The organism is Citrobacter sp. RHBSTW-00859 (genome assembly GCF_013729795.1).
Classification (GTDB): Bacteria; Pseudomonadota; Gammaproteobacteria; order Enterobacterales; family Enterobacteriaceae; genus Citrobacter; species Citrobacter braakii.
In genome coordinates, this window is record NZ_CP056284.1 from 4,710,243 (window position 1) to 4,731,613 (window position 21,371).

The window sequence follows — 21,371 nt, forward strand, 5'->3', positions numbered from 1 at the left end:
GATTGGTCGTGTATATGAAAAAGCGGGCTTGTGCCCGCATAATTTTCCAGCAATTTGCTAAAAAAGACCCGATAGCGTACTGCTGACAGAATTATAGGCAGTGGTCGCCTTATCCTTCAGCCCTGAAAGTAAATCACCCACAGACGACGCTTGCAGGCGTTCGCGTAAGTCTTCATCGCAGCGCTGAAAGCTGATCGAAAATTCTATTTTTTTCGCCTTTCCGTAGCGGTCAAATTCCGTATGCGTGGCCTGTAGCCCGGTCAGCACGTACATCCCGTAAATCTGCCCCGCACCACTGATTAAAGGCCATGGACGCCCGGTGTATGCCTGCGTTGCCAGAACAGTTAGAGATACGTCGCCGCCCGTAATTTCAGGGTAAAGTACGCCATCCAGGTTGATCTGTGTCTCCCCCGCGCCGATGTACTGCCATTTTGCTGATCGGTTGATACGGTCATTTTTCACATGCCGCCAGTTCAGTGAGTGGCGCAACTGCTGGTAAGGCAGTGTCCTCAGTTCAAAAACGAACCTTTGGGGGAATTCGTGGAAACGTCAACCAAACATTTTCGCAGAATCGTAGAAACGTCAACCACGCCTTTGGGGAAGAGATATATCTGCGTTCAAATGGCATTATTGCGGCCTTTTAAAGGGGCTAAAACGATGCTTATTGGTTATGTACGTGTGTCAACAAATGACCAGAACACTGCTTTACAGCGTAATGCGCTGGAATGTGCAGGATGTGAGCTGATTTTTGAAGACAAGATAAGCGGCAGAACCTCAGACAGACCCGGACTTAAACGGGTACTCAGAACGCTATCTGAAGGTGACACGCTCGTGGTCTGGAAACTTGATCGACTTGGGCGCAGCATGCGTCATCTGGTTGGGTTGGTGGAAGAACTACGCGAGCGCGGCATCAACTTTAAAAGCCTGACTGACAGCATAGATACTTCATCACCTATGGGGCGCTTCTTCTTTCATGTGATGGGAGCATTGGCCGAGATGGAACGTGAACTGATTGTTGAACGTACCCGTGCAGGTCTGGCTGCTGCGCGAGCTGAGGGGCGCGTGGGAGGCCGAAGACCTAAGTTAACACCTGAACAGTGGGCGCAGGCTGGAAGACTGTTAGCGGCTGGCGAAACTCGTCAGAGGGTGGCCCTAATTTATGATGTCGGAATCTCAACCCTGTATAAACGATTCCCAGCATCTGACATATAAATCACGATCACAAACGCGATCCAATGTTAGTTGTCAATGTGTCGCGTTTTGATTGGCGCGCGGCATCGGCGTTATCCAGATCATCGACATCTGCCAGCGGAACAAATACGCCCTGAGAATGGCGCGCAACGGCATCAGCGATATGGGTTGAACCACCAGCACGTTGTAAAACCATTGCCCAGCCCAGCGGGAAAATCTGGTCGCCGTCAACACGAAGGCGGTTAAATAATGCGTTCTCTGTCACACCCAACCATTCCGCGGCCTCGGCATACCCACCAGGCAGATCGGTAATCGTCTTTTTAATCGCGGCCACCAGCCAGGCAGGCTGACGTTCAACTTTCCAAATAGGTTCGTTACCCACGGTTAACCCCTTAATTCTGTGGTTTTAATCACGCAGCCGAGTGGCTACGCTTTTCATAAAGTGATTGGTCAACTTTCAATACACCTTTGGTCAGCGCTTGGATCTCAAAAGCTCGTCCCTTTGGAATAATTTCATCCCATCCCGACACGGACGCATGAGAGATATTCAAAGCCTTAGCGGTTTTCCCTACGCCACCGAAGTAAGAAATAACGTCATTCTTTTTCATTTTTCCCTCTGGAGTTAAGTAATGCAGTGCACTGATAGTAGGATATCTTACATTAAGTGGTCAAGCACTCCTACATCAGATAATGGTAGGATTACCTACATGAAAATGAATGATCGAATCCGAAGCAGACGAAAAGAGCTAAAGATGACGCAATCCGTCCTGGCAAAGCTCGTCGGGGTTAATCGCGTCACTATCACCGGTTGGGAATCCGGTGACTACAAACCGGGTGGTGAAAACCTCCAGGCGCTTGCGGCTGCATTAGAAAAGACACCGCAGTGGTTACTGGATGGAAAGGATGATGGAAGTCAGCAGCCACCAACTATGGACCCGGAGCAAAGATTCGGAATTAGGTCAGTTCCCGTTCTCACATGGGTACAGGCCGGGGAATGGACGGCAAATTGCGTAGCGATCACAGAGCGGGACATCCATGACTGGGTCTATACTTCGGCTGCCGTTTCTGAAAGTGCATTTGCACTTATTGTTCGCGGCGACTCGATGACCAACCCTACAGGTGCACCAAGTATTCCCGAAGGTTCTATTGTCGTTGTAGAACCTGATTTTGGTGATGCCAGTCAAGCTAATGGTAAAATTGTTATTGCACAGCTTATGGGCAGTGATGAAGCCACTATTAAAAAATTCGTCATCGATGGGCCGCTGAAATACCTAGTACCTCTTAACCCCAATTACAGGACTTTAGAAGTCAATGGCAACTGCCGATTGGTAGGATTAGTAAGACAAGTAATAATGGATTTATAAGAAAACCGGGAATACCCGGTTTTTTTTCGCCCCTAGATGTAAGTTACCCAACATTTCCACTTGACCCCAAATAGTAAGTTATCCTACATTAATCACATCAACAGCGAACAGGCAGGACGCCCACGAAGTAGCCGCCGGTGGCGTATGAATAACCGGATGATTCGCTGAGCATGACTAAAAACTGAGGGTTACACGATGAATGCAGCACAACGGCGCAAGGCTTATCGCAAGCACCCCAAGGCCGGGGAAGTGGTGGTTTTACGTGGGGTTCCTCGCACAGTTCTGGGACCGTGCATGTTCAATAGCTTTACCGGCGAAGAACGCAGCAAGCCATCAGTGAACCGCGTCAGGGTACAAATGACTGGCGGTTCTACAGCTGCTCCACTGATACGCAATTTGACGTTTTAACAGCAGACAGGTGTCTTCGGGAGGGGTAACAGAGGCGCGGCCTGATTAACCGCAACTCATAGTCAAATTCCTATAGCTGGTGGCGATACCCAAGCCAGGAATACCAAAACCAGCAGGAGTGTTAGGGAACAGGGTCAATCACCCCCTTAGCACCCCGCCCAAAGATACCTACCACCGCGCCTGATGTGGTTAAAAGCAGGCCAAAGCAATAACAATTAACTCCCTGTTCTGGCGGCCCGGTGTTTTCCCGTTTGTCCGGTCACCGCCAGCCTTTTTCAGGGCACAACAGAAAAGGGCATCACCGGGCGACGGGCTCATAACCCAATCCACCCGGGCAAAAAGAAAGCGGTCTCTGCAAGCCGCCGACCAATGCAGGTGCCCTTCTCTGTTGTGTATGGAGAAACTAACTTTTTAGCGCCGGTGCAGAGGCGTTGAGGAACCGAGAATGAACAATCCGTTTTTCAAAAATATGTTGGTGTATCGCATTAGTCGCGAGTTCACCATCAACCAGGAAGAGCTGGAACAGCAGCTTGAACTATTTCGCTTCACTCCATGCGGTAGCCAGGATATGGCAAAAACCGGTTGGGTATCACCACTTGGTCAGCTGTCAGATCGCTTGCATCACACTGTCAATAATCAAGTGTTGTTGGTTATTCGCCGGGAAGAAAAAATACTGCCATCTCCTGTCATTGCTGAAGAACTGCGCAAGCGTGTGTCGCATCTGGAATCCGATCAGGGGCGTCGCCTCAAAAAAACTGAGAAAGATTCGCTGCGTGATGAAGTGTTGCACTCCCTGCTTCCTCGGGCGTTCTCCAAAAACTCGACTGTTAGTTTGTGGATCAACGTCACCGACGGTCTGATCATGGTTGATGCAGCCAGCGCTAAACGTGCCGAAGACTCACTGGCCCTGCTTCGTAAAACTCTCGGTTCTCTCCCGGTGGTACCGCTGACTATGGAAACGCCGATCGAACTAACTATGACCGACTGGGTTCGTTCCGGTAGTGCGCCTGCTGGCTTTGGCCTGGGTGATGAAGCCGAACTGAAAGCTATTCTTGAAGATGGCGGTATTGGACGCTTTAAAAAACAGACTCTGGTCAGTGACGAAATTCATGTGCATCTGGAAGCTGGCAAAGTAGTTACAAAGCTGTCTATCGACTGGCAACAGCGCATTCAGTTCGTTCTTTGCGATGACGGCAGCATCAAGCGCCTTAAGTTCTCTGATGAGCTGACAGAACAAAACGACGATATCGACCGTGAGGATGCGGCTCAGCAGTTCGACGCTGACTTTGTTCTGATGACCGGCGAGCTTATCTCTCTCATTAACGGATTAACAACCTCTCTCGGCGGCGAAGCCAAGCGATAAACACCAGGCAACAATTACCCCATAAGCATGGGTTGGGTTGCTGCACGCTAAATTCAGCAATTCATTAATTTAATGGCGCGGTGCAGCGCGCCAATATGGAGAAAACCATGAGCTACATTCAGACATTATCCGGTAAACACTTTAATTACCTCGATATCCAACAGGACGATATCGTGATCGAGGATATTGCTACCGCTTTGTCTCATATCTGCCGTTTTGCAGGGCATCTTCCTGAGTTTTATAGCGTCGGCCAGCATAGCGTTTTAACCAGCCACCTCGTTCCGCAGGAGTTTGCATTAGAAGCACTGCTTCATGATGCTGCTGAAGCCTACCTGCAGGACATCCCCTCCCCGCTTAAGCACCTGCTTCCGGATTACCAGGTGATCGAAGCTCGCGTGGATGCAGCCATTCGGCAGAAGTTCGGTCTACCGACTGAGCAACACCCAACCGTGAAATATGCCGATCTGGTGATGCTTGCCAGCGAACGCCGCGATTTTGAGATTGACGAAGGTTCCGTGTGGCCTTGCCTCGAGGGAGTTGTCCCAACGGATCTATTCATCATCAACCCAGTTCGTCCAGGCCAGTCATATGGCATGTTCATTAATCGCTTCAACGAATTGATGGAGCAGCGCCAATGCGCCGCATGAAGGTAAAAGAACTCGTAGCGGAGGCTTTTGCCTCCGTTGCTGAGTTGCCACCAAAGCATGCACTGCTTATGCGCGAAGTCGCCACCAGACTGGAAGCTACGTTCGCAGCATTAAAAGAGTCTCTGGTGCAACTGGAACAGGAACGTAAAGGTAAAACGCCATGACCGTATTTGAATATCTCCAGGCTCACCCAAACGCCACCAGCGCTGAAATAGCTAAGGGTTTAAACAAAAAGACAGCTTCGATCGCTGGCGCATTATCGCAACTCTATGGCACCGGCCGGATCGTGAAGTCTGGTGTTCGCAAGGGCATACCAACATACCGTGTTAACGATATGCCGTTTGGGTGCAGTAACAGCCTAACCATGATGTTTAACCAGCTATTGAATAGCGCCAGACAGGGAGCAGCCCAATGACAGCACTCAACAAACAGGCGCTGCGGAGTAAGTCGCGGTCGGCAAGCTCAGGCGAATGGATTAAAGAGTCTGGTGATGGTTGGGAGGCTATTTGCAGTTCTGACGACCAGGTCAACGGCAACTTCATCATCGCGCATCTTGAGGGGCCAGATGCGAAGGAAAACAGAGAGTTTATCCAAGCAGCTAACCCAGACATCATTCTGGCGCTGCTGGATGAGCTGGAAGCCGCGCAGAAAAGCAATGAATTTCTGAAAGAGCAACTCGCGCAGCTGGCAAGCTTCAACCCTGACTGGGACAAGCTGGAAGCAGCAACTGACAGCATCCGTGAGCACATGGTGGAACTCATTTCAGCGCGCAATCGCATCGCTGAGCTGGAGGCGCGGGATGTTAACTTGCCAAAACGCAGCGTTGGTGAAGTCATGCACATGAGCGGATTCAGCCGGGATTATGCCGAGGGATGGTGTGCTGGTAATGACAACGCTATTCACGAAATCCGCGCCGCTGGCATTGGCGTGAAGGAGGAGTGAGATGATTCACTATCACGGCGGACCAATAACGCCGGATACGTGCGCCATGAAAGCGTGGAAAGGACGCCATGCGTTTATCAGTTTCGCGCACTCAGGGCAAATTAACCTCGCGGCTGAATACTGCCAGTCATTCGCGCTGGACAACGGTGCATTCACTGCGTGGAAAGCAGCTGGCAAAAACAAAATCGACTGGAGCGATTACTACGAGTTTGTGGCCCGCTGGAAAAATCATCCTGGCTTTGATTTCGCCATCATCCCGGATGTTATCGACGGCGGCGAGGAAGAGAACGAAGCGCTTCTTGATGAGTGGCCGCATGGGGAGTTTTTCGGCGTTCCTGTCTGGCACATGAATGAAAGCGACGAGCGTTTTATCAGGCTCTGCAATGAGTATCCCCGCGTTGCAATCGGTTCATGTGGTGACTATGACGTTAAGCGTCCCAACCTTGCTGTAGCCAGAATGAAAGACCTGATTCGTCATGTTGTTGATGCTCACAGCCAACCTGTCACGAAGTTACACGGATTGCGTATGCTAAACCCACTAATTTTCACAAAGCTACCATTAGCCAGCGCTGACAGCACAAACGTCGCCCGCAATATCGGCATTGATAAAGCCTGGTCAGGAGCTTATGCGCCAGCCAGCAAAGAGACACGCGCCGCGCTGATGGTTGAGCGCATTGAATCGCATAACAGCCCCGGCTCTCTCGCGTACTGCGAGCAGCGTGACCGATTCGACATGCAACTGCAATTAGCAGTGTAAGGACTACCCCATGACAACTAACAACCACCCGGCGCACGGTCCTGTATCACTCGATCGCCTGCACCAAATACGCGACCACCTGCAGCATGATACCCAGTACTCAAACGGCGGGAACAGAGCTTACATTCTCGCTGATATGTTGAATGTGATTGATGAGGTGCTAGCATCGAGGAACGCAGAGCCAGTATTTTTCATCGAGGTTGATGGAGACGACTGGATTCAAGCTGGCAGGATTCCGGGCAGTACGTTTGATTTTAATAATCTGCCGGATGGCGTCAATAAGCTCTGGGCCTCCCCGCAGCCAGCGGCAGTAGTGCCGGATGAAAAGCCGATGCCAGAAGCGTCGAAAATGCATGCGATAGACGCTGTAGCTGCAATCGCTGAAGTCAAGGGATGGAACGCCTGCCGCACTGCAATGCTTAAAGCAGCACCAAAACAGGAGAATATTTAACGTGAACAATTTAATGATCGACCTCGAATCCATGGGCAAAAAACCGAATGCCCCTATCGTCTCCATTGGTGCCGTGTTCTTCGATCCGCAAAGCGGTGAACTGGGTCAGGAGTTTTACACCGCCGTTAACCTTGAAAGTGCTATGGAACAGGGAGCAGTGCCGGATGGTGACACTATTCTGTGGTGGTTAAAACAAAGCCCAGAAGCACGATCAGCAATCTGTGTTGATGATTCTCTGCCAATATCGTCTGCCCTATTTGAACTGAGCCATTTCATTAATCGGCATTCTGATAACCCTAAATATTTAAAAGTTTGGGGCAATGGAGCTACTTTCGACAACGTTATATTGCGCGGCGCATATGAGCGCGCCGACCAGGTTTGTCCATGGCAATTTTGGAACGATCACGACGTCAGAACCATCGTCACATTAGGCAGAGTTGTGGGTTTCGATCCAAAGCGAGATATGCCATTCGATGGGGTTGCACATAACGCACTGGCCGATGCGCGACATCAAGCAAAATACGTGTCCGCGATCTGGCAGAAGTTGATTCCGGCCACCAGCAGAGACCTGTAATTTTCCCTGGGTGCAGCCAGGTTGTATGGAGAATGTCTATGAATACTTTGTTTTTACTTATGGCTGAGTTCAACACGCCTAACATCGAGCTGTCAGCGGTATGCCAAAAGTATTTCGGTATGAGCCCTAACACAGCAGAAGCGAAAGCAAATGCCTGTCAGTTGCCGATCCCGACTTACCGTGTAGGAACATCACAGAAAGCGAAGCGCTGTATCAACATTCAGGATCTTGCTGAGTATATAGACCAGCGGCGTGAAGAAGGCAGAATTGAATGGGAAAGGGTCAGAACGAACAAACAGAAAAATAGTTGAGTTCCGCACCGATAAAAAAAGAAAAACCCGCCAGATGGCGGGCTTTCAAAAAGCACCAGCTATGATCATGCTGCCTTGCGACGACGAAGCTTACCCTGCTGCTCTTTACCAGAGACAATAGCGTGCGTGAACGCGTTAGGAGCAGCCTTCATCAGAACTTCAACAGCAGCACCCATACCTGCGAATGCTTTCATTGTGTCGAACTTAACCTGTGGCTTGGTTGCTTTTTGATCTTTCATAGAAAACTCCCGAGACGATAAGGGCGTCTCTAACCTCTTAGTTAAAGCTAGCTTGTCCAGCCAACTTGTGCCAATCGGTTCCTCCGATTGGTGACATCGTTTTCAGTAGTGCGAATACATAACGACTGTCCCAGATGTACCTTTAAGGTAATCCGGATGGATATCCTACAATCTGTAGACACTCGGCGTCTACATCTATTGTGCGAATTTAAGAAATGTCTCTTGCAGATTATCTGTGGCTGTAGACATTACGTAGCCACACTTTTCCATACAAAAACCGAACGACTCATAAAATGGCCGCAATTCAGGAACTGGTTCAATGATTTGAACAACCTCACACTCGACAGCCTTACAAAAAACAAAGGCACTCATTAGTGTGAGCAAAACCATTCGCCCTTTTAGTGGGTGTGATTCATCTTCCCTTGAGAACCTTTCAACAATATGGATGCGAAAGATTTTATCTTCAACCCCGTAAACACAAATTGCCGCCCCTGAAGGAATCCCCTGCACTACTCCTTGCTGAACAAGTTTGATGCAAAATTCATACTTGTCATCAGAATTACCATAGGCACCGAGCATATAGTCCCACTCAAGCTCGCCATAACCACCACAGAGGATCTTGTAATCTTCATCACTGATCGGGCCAACTGCGAGAGGCAACCCCACATGGTCAATAACTAACTGAATGTTGTTACGAACAGATTGACCTATCTCGTCTAAAGTGAGCATTAGAGCCTCTCAAGCGGAACGGCGAAAGACCCCATTATACCTATTCCCGCCATGCAATGCCTGGTAAGAGTTGCGTATTAAATTAAAAACATCGGGTCCCCAATAGGCCCCCATAAAACACACAACACCGCTATTTCTCTGTATAATCCGTCCTATCGAGCATCGGCGCGATAGAAAAACGATGAGCGGGAAAAGCGGTAGACTGAGATTCAGGCAGCATGGCGAATATTCAAGCATCCGGTTAAAAAAGGGGCGCTACTATAGCATAGACCGTTACGATAGTGAGCCACATCCTCGCAGTTCCCCCTCCCTGCTCCCCGACAAGCGCTATTTACGCCCTGGTTTTCCGTCGTGAGATCCAAAAAACTGCGGCGGATGGTCGACCCAACGGTCCTCACGCGTGGCGGCATAAACCGGATTAAGCGGATAATAAATACGATTGTATTTTTTGTTCGCCTCACCCACGACCAGCAGACGTACCTCTTCACTGGTGTTATTGATAAAGGTGTGACACACGCCGGTGCCCGCCGGGAAACCGACGCTGTCGCCCGGTTCCAGCTTCCATAAATAACCGTTAATCCAGGCTTCAGGATATCCTTCCAGCACATAGATAAACTCTTCCTCATCGCTTTCAGCGTGCGGATACGAGGTGCGTCGGCCCGGCGGCAGGCGCTCATGATGAATGCCGAGTCGCCCTAACCCCAGCTTGCGGGCAAGCGGCGCACCTATGGAAAACAGCTCATCGCTGTCGGGATAGGTGGAGTCATCAGCCCCCTCAACTTCACGCCAGTGACGAATACAATCGGGTCTTTTCATGATTATTTTCCAGTATTGCGATGGGTCAGGTATAGCACACCGTGGTGGATCTCGGTGTTTTAAACAGAACATGTTAAAGTAAGGGATTAACCTTGCACGCAAATCGAGGCGCCAAATGGACAAAACCACCACGCAGGAGTTATTGGCTCAAGCTGAAAAACTCTGTGCGCAACGCAACGTACGGCTTACGCCACAACGCCTCGAAGTGCTGCGCCTGATGAGCCTGCAGGAAGGCGCAATCAGCGCTTACGACCTACTTGACCTGTTGCGGGAAACCGAGCCGCAGGCCAAGCCGCCGACCGTGTATCGTGCGCTCGATTTTCTGCTGGAACAAGGGTTTGTGCACAAGGTGGAATCCACCAACAGCTATGTGCTTTGCCATCTGTTCGATCAGCCAACCCACAGTTCCGCAATGTTCATTTGCGATCGCTGTGGTGTGGTAAAAGAAGAGTGCGCGGAAGGCGTGGAAGACATCATGCATACGCTGGCAGCAAAAATGGGCTTTGCCCTGCGACATAACGTTATTGAAGCCCATGGACTGTGCCCGGCCTGTGTGGAGGTTGAGTCATGTCGTCACCCTGGCGAATGCCAGCATGACCATACGATTCAGGTGAAGAAGAAAGTTGGGCGTTAAGCGGGTGGGAGAGCGTACATCCTTGTACTCTCAGGAGGGAAGGGTTAATTACCAGCGGTAATCATTACGTTTTTCCCAATCGGTCACTTCTTTCTCCGCCTGATCTTTCGCGTAACCGTAACGCTCCTGGACTTTACCGACCAGTTGGTCACGTTTACCTTCAATGACCGTCATATCATCATCGGTCAGTTTGCCCCATTGCTCTTTCACTTTACCTTTAAACTGCTTCCAGTTACCGCCGACTTCGTCTTTATTCATCATCAAGTCCTCATCGTTAGGTTGTGAATAGCGAGAGTGCCATGTCCAGACACATGCTGTTTTTGCTGGACGTGAGAATAAGTGTAGTCAGGGATTCTGGGTTTTATTTACTATTCGGAATTTTTAACCATCCGCTCAGGCAAACCAGGTTCCATTACGCCAGTGACGCCGCCAGATAAAGGCCAGGGAAAGCCCACGCAGTGCGAGAAAAACGGTTAACGCCAGCCACAAACCATGATTTCCCAGCAACGGTAAAGCCAGTAGCGTTAATGCGAATCCTGCTGCGGCAACGGCCATACTGTTGCGCATTTCTGCAGCCCGTGTCGCTCCAATAAACATACCGTCGAGCAGATAACACCACACTCCCACTAGCGGCAAAACCACCTGCCAGAAAAGATAGCGATCGGCCAAAAGTTGGATTTGCGGCAGCGAGGTCAGCAGCGCAACAATCTGCTCGCCAAACAGGGCATAAACCAGCGAAAACAGAATAGCCACAATACCGGACTGTCGACAGGCCGCCCGCCAGACATCAAGCAACTGGCTGCCATCCCTCGCCCCATAGGCCTGACCCGAATGCGCTTCCACGGCATAGGCAAATCCATCCAGCGCGTAGGCGGTAAACGTCAGCAGAGTCATCAGAACGGCGTTAACCGCGATGATGTCGCCTCCCAAACGCGCGCCAAGAACCGTAATGGCCCCAAAGCAGAGCTGTAGCAGCAGAGAACGCAGCATGATGTCGCGGTTGAGCGCCAGCAAACGACGGAAGTTACCACGCCACGCCAGCTTCAACATTGCCAGCGAAATTCCACGCATATGCAGGACTTTGCGTACCATCATCAGGCCAATCAGCAGCGTGGCATATTCGGCAATCACCGTCGCTAACGCCGCTCCCTGCACGTTCATATGCAGGCCCATTACCAGCCATAAATCGAGCATAATGTTGAGAATATTGCCGACAATCAACAGGATAACTGGCGCGCGCGCATACTGAACGCCAAGCAACCAGCCGAGCAGCACCAGATTCGCCAGCGATGCGGGTGCGCTTAACCAGCGGATTTCCAGGAAACGTCGGGCCTGCTCCAGTACCGCCTCACTTCCGCCGACAATATGCAGAGCCAGCTCGATAATCGGCGTCCGAAACAGTGCGATAAGCAGCCCAGCGCCCAGCGCCAGCAATAGCGGCTGCACCAACGCGCGCGCCAGCGCCTGCGGATTTTTTGCGCCAAATGCCTGCGCGGTAAGGCCGGTGGTACTCATGCGCAAAAAAAGTAGCAGCATAAAGAGAAAGCTGGTCGCCGTGGCGCCAACGGCAACGCCGCCAAGATAGACCGGACTATCCAGATGACCAATCACCGCGGTATCCACCAGTCCCAACAGGGGAACGGTGATATTGGAGAAGATCATCGGTAAGGCGAGGTGCCAGAGTGCTTTATCAGAAGAGGTAAAGAAAGGCATACAGGAGAGCCTGAGAAGAAGTTAGATGTACTGAAAAAAGATGCTGTGTAGGCCCGGTAAGCGTAGCGCCACCGGGCAAGTTGCCGGATAGCGACGTAAACGTCTTACCCGGGCTACAGGGAATCAACAGAAAATTACAGCCATTCACCGTTACGAATGACGCCTACCGCCAACCCTTCAATAGTGAAGTTTTGCTCGCGCAGGTCGACAACAATAGGTTTAAATTCGCTGTTTTCTGGCAGGAGCTCAACCTTGTTGCCCTGCTTTTTCAGGCGCTTAACGGTGACTTCGTCGTCGATACGGGCAACAACAACCTGACCGTTACGCACATCCTGAGTTTTATGCACAGCCAGTAAATCACCGTCCATAATACCGATGTCTTTCATCGACATACCGCTGACGCGCAGCAGAAAATCGGCGTTCGGTTTGAACAGTGAAGGATCGACCTGATAGTGGCCTTCGATGTGCTGCTGCGCCAGCAGTGGCTCGCCTGCAGCCACACGTCCGACAAGCGGTAACCCTTCTTCTTCTTCCTGCAGCAGTCGAATACCGCGCGATGCGCCGGATACAATTTCAAGTACGCCTTTACGCGCAAGCGCTTTCAGGTGTTCTTCAGCGGCGTTTGGGGAACGGAACCCCAAACGCTGCGCGATCTCCGCACGCGTCGGTGGCATACCTGTCTGGCTGATGTGATCCCTAATGAGATCAAACACCTCTTGCTGCCTGGCCGTTAACGCTTTCATTCCGCCCCCTGGGTGTATATACAGTTATGCTGTGAGTATATACAGCTAAAGGTGATTTTGGAACCGCAAACTGCACAAAAAACAGGAGATTTATGCAGTTGTGGAATCTTTATCGCAAATGCGACCACAACAGGATGCCCCAGGTGATCAGAGCGACAAAAATAGACAGCAATACCGCCGCCGAGCCCATATCTTTCGCCCGACCGGAAAGTTCGTGATACTCAGAGCCAATACGGTCAACCACCGCCTCAATCGCACTGTTGAGGATTTCAACGATCATCACCAGCATCACGGAACCAATCAACAGCACGCGGGTAATGGCATCGACGTCCAGCCAGCAGGCGATGGCTACGCCCAACAGTACGGCAACGCTTTCCTGGCGGAATGCCGCCTCATTGATCCATGCGGCGCGAAAACCTTTCCAGGAATAGCCTGCAGCTTTGATAATTCGGGTGAATCCAGTGGTATTATTGGCCATCAAAAAGAACCTTTTTACATTATTAGCGTCAATGTCATTGTAACGTTACCCCGTTTGTTTCAGGGTGTGGCAAAGCAGCGCGAAGTATGACCGGATACACCAGAAATTCACTAAACTTTCTGATATCCTTGCAGCGCATTTGCATTATTAACCAGAGGCTTTACATCGTTTATGTCCGGCTGGCCACGAATTTACTACAAATTACTGAATTTACCATTAAGCGTCCTGGTAAAAAGCAAGTCTATTCCGGCAGAACCTGCTCCGGAATTGGGGCTCGATACTTCGCGTCCCATTATGTACGTCCTACCGTACAATTCAAAAGCAGACTTGCTGACGCTGCGTGCCCAATGTCTGGTGCACGATCTCCCGGATCCCCTGGAACCGCTGGAGATAGACGGAACTCTGCTGCCGCGCTACGTGTTTATTCACGGCGGCCCGCGCGTGTTCACCTATTACACGCCGAAAGAAGAGTCCATTAAGCTGTTCCATAACTATCTCGACTTGCACCGCAGCAATCCAGACCTGGATGTGCAAATGGTGCCAGTTTCGGTGATGTTTGGCCGTGCGCCTGGGCGTGAAAAAGGCGAGGTCAATCCGCCGCTGCGCATGCTGAACGGCGTACAGAAATTCTTTGCTGTGTCCTGGCTTGGTCGCGACAGTTTTGTCCGCTTCTCCCCGTCGGTCTCCCTGCGTCGCATGGCGGACGAACACGGTACAGATAAAATCATCGCTCAGAAGCTGGCTCGCGTGGCGCGCATGCACTTTGCTCGTCAGCGTCTGGCCGCAGTCGGCCCGCGCCTCCCTGCCCGCCAGGACCTGTTTAATAAGCTGCTGGCCTCAAAAGCTATCGCTCGCGCGGTAGAAGATGAAGCGCGCAGTAAAAAAATCTCCCACGAAAAAGCGCAGCAAAATGCCATTGCGCTGATGGAAGAGATTGCCGCCAACTTCTCCTACGAGATGATTCGTCTGACAGACCGTATTCTGGGCTTTACCTGGAACCGTCTGTATCAGGGGATTAACGTTCACAATGCGGAGCGTGTACGTCAGTTGGCGCACGATGGGCACGAAATCGTCTATGTTCCGTGCCACCGCAGCCATATGGACTATATGCTGCTGTCGTACGTTCTGTACCACCAGGGGCTGGTTCCGCCGCACATCGCTGCCGGTATCAACCTGAACTTCTGGCCAGCAGGTCCGATTTTCCGCCGTCTGGGCGCGTTCTTTATTCGTCGTACCTTCAAGGGCAACAAGCTCTATTCCACCGTTTTCCGCGAATACCTGGGCGAGTTGTTCAGCCGCGGCTACTCGGTTGAATACTTTGTCGAAGGAGGCCGTTCACGCACCGGGCGCCTGCTCGACCCGAAAACCGGCACGCTATCGATGACCATTCAGGCGATGCTGCGCGGCGGTACGCGTCCGATTACCCTCGTACCCATCTACATCGGCTACGAGCACGTAATGGAAGTAGGCACGTACGCGAAAGAGCTGCGTGGCGCGACGAAAGAGAAAGAGAGTCTGCCGCAAATGCTGCGTGGCTTGAGCAAGCTGCGTAATCTGGGTCAGGGGTATGTCAACTTTGGCGAACCGATGCCATTGATGACTTACCTCAATCAGCATGTACCGGAGTGGCGTGAATCGATCGATCCTATCGAGTCCATCCGCCCGGCCTGGCTGACGCCGACGGTGAATAGCATTGCCGCCGATCTGATGGTACGCATTAACAATGCAGGCGCGGCCAATGCCATGAACCTGTGCTGTACCGCGCTGTTGGCCTCCCGCCAGCGCTCTCTGACCCGTGAGCAACTGACTGAACAGCTCGACTGCTATCTGAGTCTGCTGCGTAACGTGCCGTACGCGGCAGATTGTACGGTTCCTGCGCAGAGCGCCAGTGAATTGATCGACCATGCCTTACAGATGAATAAGTTTGAGGTCGAGAAAGACACCATCGGTGACATCATCATTCTGCCGCGCGAGCAGGCGGTATTGATGACGTATTACCGCAACAACATTGCGCATATGCTGGTTCTGCCTTCGTTGATGGCAGCCATTGTGACTCAGCATCGTCGTATTTCACGCGCCGCGCTACAGCAGCATATTGATGCGCTGTACCCGATGCTGAAAGCAGAGCTGTTCTTACGTTGGGAGCGTGATGAACTCGCCGGAGTGATTGACGAACTGGCCAGCGAAATGCAGCGCCAGGGACTGATCGCCCTGAACGATGACGAACTGCATATCAATCCGGCCCGCTCCCGTACGCTACAGCTGTTGGCGGCGGGTGCTCGCGAGACGTTGCAACGCTACGCCATTACCTTCTGGCTGCTGAGCGCGAACCCGTCTATCAACCGTGGCACGCTGGAGAAAGAGAGCCGCACCGTGGCGCAACGCCTCTCCGTACTGCACGGCATTAACGCGCCGGAATTCTTCGATAAAGCCGTGTTCAGCTCTCTGGTACTGACGCTGCGTGACGAGGGATTCATCAGCGATACCGGAGATGCCGAACCGGAAGAGACGATGAAGATCTATCAGATGTTGGCCGAACTGGTCACGTCAGATGTACGTCTGACCATCGAGAGCGCCACACAGGGCGAGTAAGCATAAAAAAACCGGTCGAAATGAAATGACCGGTTTTTTATTTTGCAGGCTAAGCCAAACTCAAAAATGCCAGTAGCTCATCGCCAGCCCTAAGAACAGCACCAGACCGACGTAGTTATTGTTCATAAACGCTTTAAAACAGGCATCACGCTCGCGATTGACGATCAGTTTCTGCTGATATACAAACAGCGCGCCAGCCACCAGCAGAGACCAGTAATAACCCAGTCCCAGCCCATTTAGCAAACCCACCAGCGCCATCAGCACCAGTACGCCCACCTGCAGGATACCAATGATCAGCTTGTCGTTTTGACCGAACAGAATCGCGGTCGATTTAATGCCGATCTTCAGGTCATCATCGCGGTCAACCATCGCATACTGCGTGTCGTAGGCCACCGCCCAGAGAATATTGGCGAGGAACATCAGCCAGCAGCTCAGCGGTACGGACTCGCTCACGGCGGCGAACGCCATCGGGATCGACCAGCCAAACGCCGCCCCCAGCACCACCTGCGGCAGGTGCGTATAGCGCTTCATGAACGGGTAAACCCACGCCAGCGCTAACGCCGCAACGGACAACAAAATGGTCATCGTGTTGAGCGTCAAAACCAGCAGGAAGGCCAGCAGTATCAATACGACGAACAGCGTTCGGGCCTCTTTTTCAGTGACGGCCCCGCTCGGCAGCGGTCGATTTGCGGTGCGTTTAACGTGTCCGTCAAATTTCCTGTCGGCATAATCATTCACCACGCAGCCGGCAGCGCGCATTAACCAAACGCCAGCAACAAAAACCGCCAGGATCCACAATTGCGGCATGCCTGGGGTTGCCACCCACAATGCCCACAGCGTAGGCCAGAGCAGCAGTAAGGCACCGATTGGCTTATCCGTACGCATCAAGCGGTGAAATGCCAGCAGCTTATTCTGCGTCAGACTCCACTCCATCTTTATCTTCCTCTCAGTACAACGGCGATGCAGGTAGAAAAAGCTCGGTAAGCATCAGCGGCTTACCGCTCAGCCGCAGGCGGGAACGGCGCCCCCACAGCGCTGCATCGCGGCCAATCTCAATAAAATCTCGGGTCAATGTCGATGATGTAAACAGGTAACGTCCGAGCGGGGTTTTCCCCAGATTTTGTAAGGCCAGCTCAGGGCCGCACAAGGTTGATTCAGGCACCACGGTCCGCCCGGCAAGCCAGGGTTCACCATCCGCGCATAACAGGATCTCACGTAACCAATAACGGGACTCTTTAGGCAGCAGCGGCAGCTCTTCAGGCACCTCATTTTGCCCAACGAATGCTTCGCGAATCAACGTTACGGTGACCTGTTTTCCCTGCTGCTCAAAACGTTTAGTCATGGAATCTTCCAGTAACAACCAGTCGAGCAGTTGGGCGTCCAGCGCCGGGATCGCATCAAAATAACGCAGCGCACGCAGTTGCGTTAACGCAGGGTGTGGCATGCCTTACTCTCCGATTTATAACTTGAAGGCATTGTATCGCAGAAAATGCATTACGGGGTGAGCAAACACAATTAAGTGATCGCCAGAGCAACATAAGTGTAACAATTAGCACCGAAGGATAAAAAAAGGTGCGCCAGGAGACGCACCAGTTGTTGCAAAATCAACAATGCGGGGCGATGTTTACCCCTTGCCTTTTACACTGCTGATAAAGGTGGATCGGGCAGATTTGGATCCCAGACGCTCAGCTTCATCAAGCAGCTTCAGCGCTTTATCGACATCGCCTTTCGCAACAGCATCCTTAATGCCCTGGTTAAAATAACTTTCCGTGTCGTTCAGCATCGGCTCACTTTTCTTCACCGGTTGTGGCGCTGGAGCCGCAACGGCTGCTGCCGGAGCCGCATAGGTCACCGCAGGCGCGGCGGTATTGCCCACCGTGACAGGACCAGGGCCGGATGAGCCAAACAGCGGCCCGACCAAAACACTGGAGGAGGAGCTGGTTTTGACTTTCAGTTTCAGTAAACCGTCGGTGGTATGACGGGCGATCGGGTCTGGAATATCCGGAATAGCGTTACCTACGCCCTTGGCATAGGCTTTTGCCGGGTCAAGCAGGGTTGTGGTCTGCTGGAGATCTTTATCAGTGGTAAAGACCAAAACATAGAGTTTTTGCTGACCCAGCGCTGGCGTCAGACGCATTACCCCTTCCAGACGATCGGCACTCATCACGCCGGGCTCCTGGTAGGTAAAATAGCTGCTGGGGAAGAACGCAGATGGCGTCATGTTTTGGTCAAGAATTAATACGTTTGGCGCAAATACGCTGGTTTGTTTATTCACTTCACTGGACAGCGTCAGAGTGAGCTCGCCAATATTCGCCGGGACGCTATACGCAGCGACCGGGCCGGTAATACCGGCGACATCCAGACGCTGACCCGCTGTCGCAAGCGGCGAAGACTGGGTTTTGGATTGATCAACAGGCGTCCAGGTTAACTGCTGCAGCGCCGCAGTGGGAATAGATGGGGCCGCGGTGGTGTTCTGCGGAACAATATTCACATCGGCCAGGCTGATGCCAGGTGCGCTGGCAAATAACCCTGCAGATAAACAAAGGGCAACGAGACTTTTCTTCATTTTCATTGTTATCACCTCAGATAGCATGGGTTCAGCGGTGGCCAGGCAATAGCGCGCTAAACCGTAATCAAGAGGGGCTTGCGCCCCTCTTTCGGTCTTTACGTCAGGTTAGTGCTGAATTACCACCAGATTTCCATCTGGGCACCGAAGGACCACTCATCGTTGTCGCCACGGCTGGTTGTGCTGAGACCAGAGTTCGTTGCCGCTGCGAATTTGGTTACGTCGTTACCATTTTTGATGTAACCCCACTCTTCATCCCATTTTGCATAGGTTGCGAAGACGCGGATTGCCGGACGAGACCAGATGCTGTCACCCGCCTGCCATTGTTGGGCCAGGGTGATTTTGTACTGGCTGTTGCGATCGCTGGTCTGCTGAGATTTGACGTTGTCGTAACCGACTTCCAGCAGGGTGCTCATGATTGGCGTCCATTTATACATCGGGCGAATACCAACGGTGTACCATTCGGTCCCCAGGTCGTTATCCATGTCGAGGTTCTGGTACATACCGACGTACATCAGGTCCCACTTGTCGCCCAGGGAGATTGCACCGTGGTCCAGCACGCGGAACAGGCTACCGTTGTTATTCACAACATTGTTGGCATAGTTGGTTTTAACGCCAGTAACGGGATCTTCAATGGTCGTAGTGGAAGAACCATAAGAACCCTGGTTCAGGCCTTTGCCCTGGGTGGTCATGGAATCTGTGGCGTACTGAACGACAAACTTGTTGTAGCCCTTCAGCATGCTCTGGGTATGTTCAGCGGTGAACATCCAACCATCTTTAGATGCGCCGTCCGCCAGCCTGTAATCGTCGGTGGTATTCGCGCGACCATAGTCAACGCCCAGTTCCAACATCCCATCCGGGTTAGTTGCCAACTGCGCTAAACGAACGTCAAATACATCGTTCGCGGTGTCTTTGGTACGATCATAGATATTCTGGCTGCTGAAAGCGTATGAACCACCCGCTTCCTGTGAACGGCTCGCCGCCAAAGACAGTTTACCGAAGCCCAGATCGATGTTTTCAATACCGGCGCCAGGACCTGAAATATCCCAGTAGTAGAAGTCGATCATGTGTACGTCATGACGCTGGTAGAAGCGCTTACCGGCCCAGATAGTGGAGCCTGGCAGCCATTCGATCAGGTTTTTACCCTGCACGTTAGCTTCACGGAATGCCGGATCTGTGCCTTCCCAGTCATTCTGCTGTGCGACGGAGTAAGCAACGTTGGTGTCGAAGTAGAAGCTCTTATCGCCTTCTTTCCACACTTCCTGACCTAATTTGATTTCCGCATAGGTTTCACATTCGTTACCGAGACGGTATTTACTTTGTGCACCGGTTGCCTGGAAACACTGTTGTTCACCGCCACTCCCTGTCCAGCCAATACCGGAACGAGCGTAACCGTGGAAATCTACAGCCATTGCCTGAACAGACATAATGCCTGCTGCTACAGCAACCGCCAGAGGGAGTTTGCGCAGAGTAATCATCGTTCTATCTCCTGAGATCATTGCTTTTCTTTAAACGCGTCCCCCTTCGGGCTGCCTCTTTGTTGGCTGCGTTCTGTCACCCCAGTCGCGTACTCTTTGTACACTCCCGGGGATTCATTTACTTGCCGCCTCGATGTAGCTTCGAATGGCTTTGCGTTTCGTTTTTTATGGGGACCTTAAACGCCTGGCTCTTGATGCAACCGACGACATGCAGTGCCATCCTCACGGAACAGATGGCAACGCTCTGGCGGCAGGCCGATAGCGAATGTGGCACCCTCTTCTACCAACACCACGTCGTTCTGGCGGTAAACCAGGTTTTGACGGATGGCGGGGATCTGGATATGAATTTGAGTTTCGTGACCAAGCTGCTCGACCACCTGCACTTCACCTTCGAGGGTGACATCGGCGATATCGCTGGGCAGCAGATGTTCCGGGCGGATACCTAAAGACATGTTGGCACCAACCTGTACCGCATGGCTGTCCACTGGTAGCCATATTTGCTGGCGGTTGGGCAGTTCAACCTGCACCTGATCGATGGCCGTCCCGGTGACTTTCACCGGCAGGAAGTTCATCTTCGGCGAACCAATAAAGCCCGCCACAAAGCGGTCAGCCGGATAGTGGTATAGCTCCAGCGGTTTGCCGACCTGCGCCACGCGACCAGCATCCAGCACCACAATTTTGTCGGCCAGCGTCATCGCTTCGACCTGATCGTGGGTGACGTAAATCATCGTGCGGCCAAGACGTTTATGCAGGCGGGAGATTTCAATACGCATTTGCACACGCAGAGCGGCGTCGAGGTTCGACAACGGTTCATCCAGCAGGAATACGCGCGGCTCGGCAACCAGCGTTCGGCCAATCGCCACACGCTGACGTTGTCCGCCGGAAAGCGCCTTCGGTTTACGCTCCAGCAGGTGCGCCAGTTGCAGAACTTCCGCGACCTGATTCACGCGCTGATTCATCACCTCTTTTTTTGCGCCAGCCAGTTTGAGGCCAAACGACATGTTTTCTGCGACGGATAAATGGGGATACAACGCGTAGGACTGAAAGACCATGCCCACGCCGCGTTCGGCGGGGGGAATGTCGTTCATCCGGGTCTCCCCGATAAACAGGTCGCCACTGGTGATGGTTTCAAGCCCGGCGATCATACGCAGCAAGGTCGACTTACCGCAGCCTGACGGTCCGACAAACACCACGAATTCCCCTTCGTGAATGTCGAGATTGATATCTTTCGATACCACCACGTCACCCCAGGCTTTCGTTACATTTCGCAGCTGTACGCTCGCCATGCCCTTCTCCCTTCGTTACAACCTGTCATCGACAGCAACATTCATGATGGGCTGACTATGCGTGATCCCTTGACTGCGTGAATCCTCCA

General features: G+C 52.1%; 28 protein-coding genes and 2 pseudogenes. 14 read left to right on the forward strand and 16 right to left on the reverse strand.

Annotation, left to right across the window (positions count from 1 at the left end; all coding sequences use genetic code 11):
* Positions 1-57: 57 nt before the first annotated feature.
* Positions 58-513 (reverse strand): phage tail protein, encoded by a 456-nt coding sequence (locus HV302_RS23660; protein WP_181627491.1) that lies wholly within the window; start codon positions 511-513, stop codon positions 58-60.
* 144 nt (positions 514-657) lie between these two features.
* Between HV302_RS23660 and HV302_RS23665 the strand changes: the two genes are divergently transcribed.
* Positions 658-1,212: a recombinase family protein gene (locus HV302_RS23665; RefSeq protein WP_016239587.1), complete on the forward strand. Its 555-nt coding sequence runs from the start codon at positions 658-660 to the stop codon at positions 1,210-1,212.
* Between the two features lie 64 nt (positions 1,213-1,276).
* Here the strand turns inward: HV302_RS23665 and HV302_RS23670 are convergent.
* Together HV302_RS23670 and HV302_RS23675 are read right to left on the reverse strand one after the other, a co-directional pair.
* A pseudogene (locus HV302_RS23670) lies at positions 1,277-1,573 on the reverse strand (YmfL family putative regulatory protein); the annotation flags it as partial.
* A 28-nt stretch (positions 1,574-1,601) separates the two neighbouring features.
* Positions 1,602-1,799 (reverse strand): Cro/CI family transcriptional regulator, encoded by a 198-nt coding sequence (locus HV302_RS23675; protein WP_049015425.1) that lies wholly within the window; start codon positions 1,797-1,799, stop codon positions 1,602-1,604.
* A gap of 99 nt (positions 1,800-1,898) precedes the next feature.
* Here HV302_RS23675 and HV302_RS23680 point away from each other — a divergent pair, with 99 nt between their 5' ends.
* The 11 genes from HV302_RS23680 to HV302_RS23730 all read left to right on the forward strand — a co-directional run bounded on the left by HV302_RS23680 (position 1,899) and on the right by HV302_RS23730 (position 8,008).
* Positions 1,899-2,555 carry a LexA family protein gene (locus HV302_RS23680; RefSeq protein WP_071684310.1) on the forward strand — a complete coding sequence of 219 codons (657 nt, stop codon included), beginning with the start codon at positions 1,899-1,901 and terminating at the stop codon, positions 2,553-2,555.
* Between the two features lie 195 nt (positions 2,556-2,750).
* Complete coding sequence (locus HV302_RS23685; protein ID WP_181626648.1) at positions 2,751-2,963, forward strand: hypothetical protein; 213 nt, start codon at positions 2,751-2,753, stop codon at positions 2,961-2,963.
* Positions 2,964-3,408: 445 nt separating this feature from the next.
* Positions 3,409-4,326, forward strand: coding sequence for a recombination-associated protein RdgC (gene rdgC, locus HV302_RS23690; RefSeq protein WP_181626649.1), 918 nt, complete (start codon positions 3,409-3,411; stop codon positions 4,324-4,326).
* A 107-nt stretch (positions 4,327-4,433) separates the two neighbouring features.
* Positions 4,434-4,973 (forward strand): HD family hydrolase, encoded by a 540-nt coding sequence (locus tag HV302_RS23695; RefSeq protein ID WP_181626650.1) that lies wholly within the window; start codon positions 4,434-4,436, stop codon positions 4,971-4,973.
* Positions 4,961-5,137, forward strand: a complete 177-nt coding sequence (locus tag HV302_RS23700) for a hypothetical protein (protein WP_172751031.1) — start codon at positions 4,961-4,963, stop codon at positions 5,135-5,137. Before HV302_RS23695 ends, HV302_RS23700 begins: the two co-directional genes overlap by 13 nt.
* Positions 5,134-5,388: a hypothetical protein gene (locus HV302_RS23705; protein WP_048220741.1), complete on the forward strand. Its 255-nt coding sequence runs from the start codon at positions 5,134-5,136 to the stop codon at positions 5,386-5,388. Before HV302_RS23700 ends, HV302_RS23705 begins: the two co-directional genes overlap by 4 nt.
* Complete coding sequence (locus tag HV302_RS23710) at positions 5,385-5,915, forward strand: ead/Ea22-like family protein (protein WP_181626651.1); 531 nt, start codon at positions 5,385-5,387, stop codon at positions 5,913-5,915. The genes HV302_RS23705 and HV302_RS23710 overlap by 4 nt, the downstream gene beginning before the upstream one ends.
* Before the next feature lies 1 nt (position 5,916).
* Positions 5,917-6,672 (forward strand): hypothetical protein, encoded by a 756-nt coding sequence (locus HV302_RS23715; protein ID WP_088583037.1) that lies wholly within the window; start codon positions 5,917-5,919, stop codon positions 6,670-6,672.
* Between the two features lie 10 nt (positions 6,673-6,682).
* Positions 6,683-7,123, forward strand: a complete 441-nt coding sequence (locus HV302_RS23720; protein ID WP_181626652.1) for a hypothetical protein — start codon at positions 6,683-6,685, stop codon at positions 7,121-7,123.
* Position 7,124: 1 nt separating this feature from the next.
* Complete coding sequence (locus tag HV302_RS23725) at positions 7,125-7,697, forward strand: 3'-5' exonuclease (RefSeq protein WP_181626653.1); 573 nt, start codon at positions 7,125-7,127, stop codon at positions 7,695-7,697.
* 38 nt (positions 7,698-7,735) lie between these two features.
* Complete coding sequence (locus tag HV302_RS23730) at positions 7,736-8,008, forward strand: pyocin activator PrtN family protein (protein ID WP_020838472.1); 273 nt, start codon at positions 7,736-7,738, stop codon at positions 8,006-8,008.
* Positions 8,009-8,073: 65 nt separating this feature from the next.
* Here the strand turns inward: HV302_RS23730 and HV302_RS23735 are convergent, their stop codons facing one another.
* From HV302_RS23735 to HV302_RS23745, 4 genes and pseudogenes are all read right to left on the reverse strand, one after another.
* Complete coding sequence (locus HV302_RS23735; protein WP_020838469.1) at positions 8,074-8,247, reverse strand: hypothetical protein; 174 nt, start codon at positions 8,245-8,247, stop codon at positions 8,074-8,076.
* Positions 8,248-8,442: 195 nt separating this feature from the next.
* Entirely contained in the window at positions 8,443-8,976 is a 534-nt protein-coding gene (locus tag HV302_RS23740) for a hypothetical protein (protein WP_032177711.1), read from the reverse strand.
* A gap of 145 nt (positions 8,977-9,121) precedes the next feature.
* Positions 9,122-9,196: pseudogene (locus tag HV302_RS28435) on the reverse strand (hypothetical protein); the annotation flags it as partial.
* Positions 9,197-9,303: 107 nt separating this feature from the next.
* Positions 9,304-9,792 carry a cupin domain-containing protein gene (locus tag HV302_RS23745; RefSeq protein ID WP_016155350.1) on the reverse strand — a complete coding sequence of 163 codons (489 nt, stop codon included), beginning with the start codon at positions 9,790-9,792 and terminating at the stop codon, positions 9,304-9,306.
* Between the two features lie 115 nt (positions 9,793-9,907).
* On the opposite strand from HV302_RS23745, the gene zur reads away from it, so the two are divergent.
* Positions 9,908-10,426: a zinc uptake transcriptional repressor Zur gene (gene zur, locus HV302_RS23750; RefSeq protein WP_003031709.1), complete on the forward strand. Its 519-nt coding sequence runs from the start codon at positions 9,908-9,910 to the stop codon at positions 10,424-10,426.
* 48 nt (positions 10,427-10,474) lie between these two features.
* Here zur and HV302_RS23755 read toward each other — a convergent pair whose 3' ends face one another.
* From HV302_RS23755 to HV302_RS23770, 4 genes are all read right to left on the reverse strand, one after another.
* Positions 10,475-10,684: a CsbD family protein gene (locus HV302_RS23755; RefSeq protein ID WP_019077869.1), complete on the reverse strand. Its 210-nt coding sequence runs from the start codon at positions 10,682-10,684 to the stop codon at positions 10,475-10,477.
* Between the two features lie 135 nt (positions 10,685-10,819).
* A complete protein-coding gene (dinF, locus tag HV302_RS23760) occupies positions 10,820-12,139 on the reverse strand; it encodes an MATE family efflux transporter DinF (RefSeq protein WP_181626654.1) in 1,320 nt (439 codons plus the stop codon).
* A 134-nt stretch (positions 12,140-12,273) separates the two neighbouring features.
* Positions 12,274-12,882, reverse strand: coding sequence for a transcriptional repressor LexA (gene lexA, locus HV302_RS23765; RefSeq protein ID WP_003826596.1), 609 nt, complete (start codon positions 12,880-12,882; stop codon positions 12,274-12,276).
* A 109-nt stretch (positions 12,883-12,991) separates the two neighbouring features.
* Positions 12,992-13,360 carry a diacylglycerol kinase gene (locus HV302_RS23770; RefSeq protein ID WP_003826594.1) on the reverse strand — a complete coding sequence of 123 codons (369 nt, stop codon included), beginning with the start codon at positions 13,358-13,360 and terminating at the stop codon, positions 12,992-12,994.
* A 171-nt stretch (positions 13,361-13,531) separates the two neighbouring features.
* Here HV302_RS23770 and plsB point away from each other — a divergent pair, with 171 nt between their 5' ends.
* Entirely contained in the window at positions 13,532-15,952 is a 2,421-nt protein-coding gene (gene plsB, locus HV302_RS23775) for a glycerol-3-phosphate 1-O-acyltransferase PlsB (protein WP_016155442.1), read from the forward strand.
* 60 nt (positions 15,953-16,012) lie between these two features.
* Here the strand turns inward: plsB and ubiA are convergent, their stop codons facing one another.
* From ubiA to malK, 5 genes are all read right to left on the reverse strand, one after another.
* Positions 16,013-16,885: a 4-hydroxybenzoate octaprenyltransferase gene (gene ubiA, locus HV302_RS23780; protein ID WP_181626655.1), complete on the reverse strand. Its 873-nt coding sequence runs from the start codon at positions 16,883-16,885 to the stop codon at positions 16,013-16,015.
* Between the two features lie 13 nt (positions 16,886-16,898).
* A complete protein-coding gene (gene ubiC, locus HV302_RS23785) occupies positions 16,899-17,396 on the reverse strand; it encodes a chorismate lyase (protein WP_016155346.1) in 498 nt (165 codons plus the stop codon).
* Between the two features lie 180 nt (positions 17,397-17,576).
* Entirely contained in the window at positions 17,577-18,524 is a 948-nt protein-coding gene (gene malM / locus HV302_RS23790) for a maltose operon protein MalM (RefSeq protein WP_016155345.1), read from the reverse strand.
* Positions 18,525-18,637: 113 nt separating this feature from the next.
* The gene (locus HV302_RS23795; RefSeq protein WP_016155344.1) at positions 18,638-19,996 is read right to left on the reverse strand and encodes a maltoporin; all 1,359 of its coding nucleotides are present in this window, start codon (positions 19,994-19,996) and stop codon (positions 18,638-18,640) included.
* Between the two features lie 176 nt (positions 19,997-20,172).
* Positions 20,173-21,282, reverse strand: a complete 1,110-nt coding sequence (malK, locus tag HV302_RS23800; RefSeq protein ID WP_016155343.1) for a maltose/maltodextrin ABC transporter ATP-binding protein MalK — start codon at positions 21,280-21,282, stop codon at positions 20,173-20,175.
* Positions 21,283-21,371 lie beyond the last annotated feature (89 nt).

Excerpts from the sequence above, each read along its gene's own strand:
- HV302_RS23665 (WP_016239587.1), top strand. The coding sequence starts at position 658 with ATGCTTATTGGTTATGTACGTGTGTCAACAAATGACCAGAACACTGCT.
- HV302_RS23675 (WP_049015425.1), bottom strand. The coding sequence starts at position 1,799 with ATGAAAAAGAATGACGTTATTTCTTACTTCGGTGGCGTAGGGAAAACC.
- HV302_RS23680 (WP_071684310.1), top strand. The coding sequence starts at position 1,899 with ATGAAAATGAATGATCGAATCCGAAGCAGACGAAAAGAGCTAAAGATG.
- HV302_RS23685 (WP_181626648.1), top strand. The coding sequence starts at position 2,751 with ATGAATGCAGCACAACGGCGCAAGGCTTATCGCAAGCACCCCAAGGCC.
- rdgC (WP_181626649.1), top strand. The coding sequence starts at position 3,409 with ATGAACAATCCGTTTTTCAAAAATATGTTGGTGTATCGCATTAGTCGC.
- HV302_RS23695 (WP_181626650.1), top strand. The coding sequence starts at position 4,434 with ATGAGCTACATTCAGACATTATCCGGTAAACACTTTAATTACCTCGAT.
- HV302_RS23700 (WP_172751031.1), top strand. The coding sequence starts at position 4,961 with ATGCGCCGCATGAAGGTAAAAGAACTCGTAGCGGAGGCTTTTGCCTCC.
- HV302_RS23705 (WP_048220741.1), top strand. The coding sequence starts at position 5,134 with ATGACCGTATTTGAATATCTCCAGGCTCACCCAAACGCCACCAGCGCT.
- HV302_RS23710 (WP_181626651.1), top strand. The coding sequence starts at position 5,385 with ATGACAGCACTCAACAAACAGGCGCTGCGGAGTAAGTCGCGGTCGGCA.
- HV302_RS23715 (WP_088583037.1), top strand. The coding sequence starts at position 5,917 with ATGATTCACTATCACGGCGGACCAATAACGCCGGATACGTGCGCCATG.
- HV302_RS23720 (WP_181626652.1), top strand. The coding sequence starts at position 6,683 with ATGACAACTAACAACCACCCGGCGCACGGTCCTGTATCACTCGATCGC.
- HV302_RS23730 (WP_020838472.1), top strand. The coding sequence starts at position 7,736 with ATGAATACTTTGTTTTTACTTATGGCTGAGTTCAACACGCCTAACATC.
- HV302_RS23735 (WP_020838469.1), bottom strand. The coding sequence starts at position 8,247 with ATGAAAGATCAAAAAGCAACCAAGCCACAGGTTAAGTTCGACACAATG.
- HV302_RS23740 (WP_032177711.1), bottom strand. The coding sequence starts at position 8,976 with ATGCTCACTTTAGACGAGATAGGTCAATCTGTTCGTAACAACATTCAG.
- HV302_RS23745 (WP_016155350.1), bottom strand. The coding sequence starts at position 9,792 with ATGAAAAGACCCGATTGTATTCGTCACTGGCGTGAAGTTGAGGGGGCT.
- zur (WP_003031709.1), top strand. The coding sequence starts at position 9,908 with ATGGACAAAACCACCACGCAGGAGTTATTGGCTCAAGCTGAAAAACTC.
- HV302_RS23755 (WP_019077869.1), bottom strand. The coding sequence starts at position 10,684 with ATGAATAAAGACGAAGTCGGCGGTAACTGGAAGCAGTTTAAAGGTAAA.
- dinF (WP_181626654.1), bottom strand. The coding sequence starts at position 12,139 with ATGCCTTTCTTTACCTCTTCTGATAAAGCACTCTGGCACCTCGCCTTA.
- lexA (WP_003826596.1), bottom strand. The coding sequence starts at position 12,882 with ATGAAAGCGTTAACGGCCAGGCAGCAAGAGGTGTTTGATCTCATTAGG.
- HV302_RS23770 (WP_003826594.1), bottom strand. The coding sequence starts at position 13,360 with ATGGCCAATAATACCACTGGATTCACCCGAATTATCAAAGCTGCAGGC.
- plsB (WP_016155442.1), top strand. The coding sequence starts at position 13,532 with ATGTCCGGCTGGCCACGAATTTACTACAAATTACTGAATTTACCATTA.
- ubiA (WP_181626655.1), bottom strand. The coding sequence starts at position 16,885 with ATGGAGTGGAGTCTGACGCAGAATAAGCTGCTGGCATTTCACCGCTTG.
- ubiC (WP_016155346.1), bottom strand. The coding sequence starts at position 17,396 with ATGCCACACCCTGCGTTAACGCAACTGCGTGCGCTGCGTTATTTTGAT.
- malM (WP_016155345.1), bottom strand. The coding sequence starts at position 18,524 with ATGAAAATGAAGAAAAGTCTCGTTGCCCTTTGTTTATCTGCAGGGTTA.
- HV302_RS23795 (WP_016155344.1), bottom strand. The coding sequence starts at position 19,996 with ATGATTACTCTGCGCAAACTCCCTCTGGCGGTTGCTGTAGCAGCAGGC.
- malK (WP_016155343.1), bottom strand. The coding sequence starts at position 21,282 with ATGGCGAGCGTACAGCTGCGAAATGTAACGAAAGCCTGGGGTGACGTG.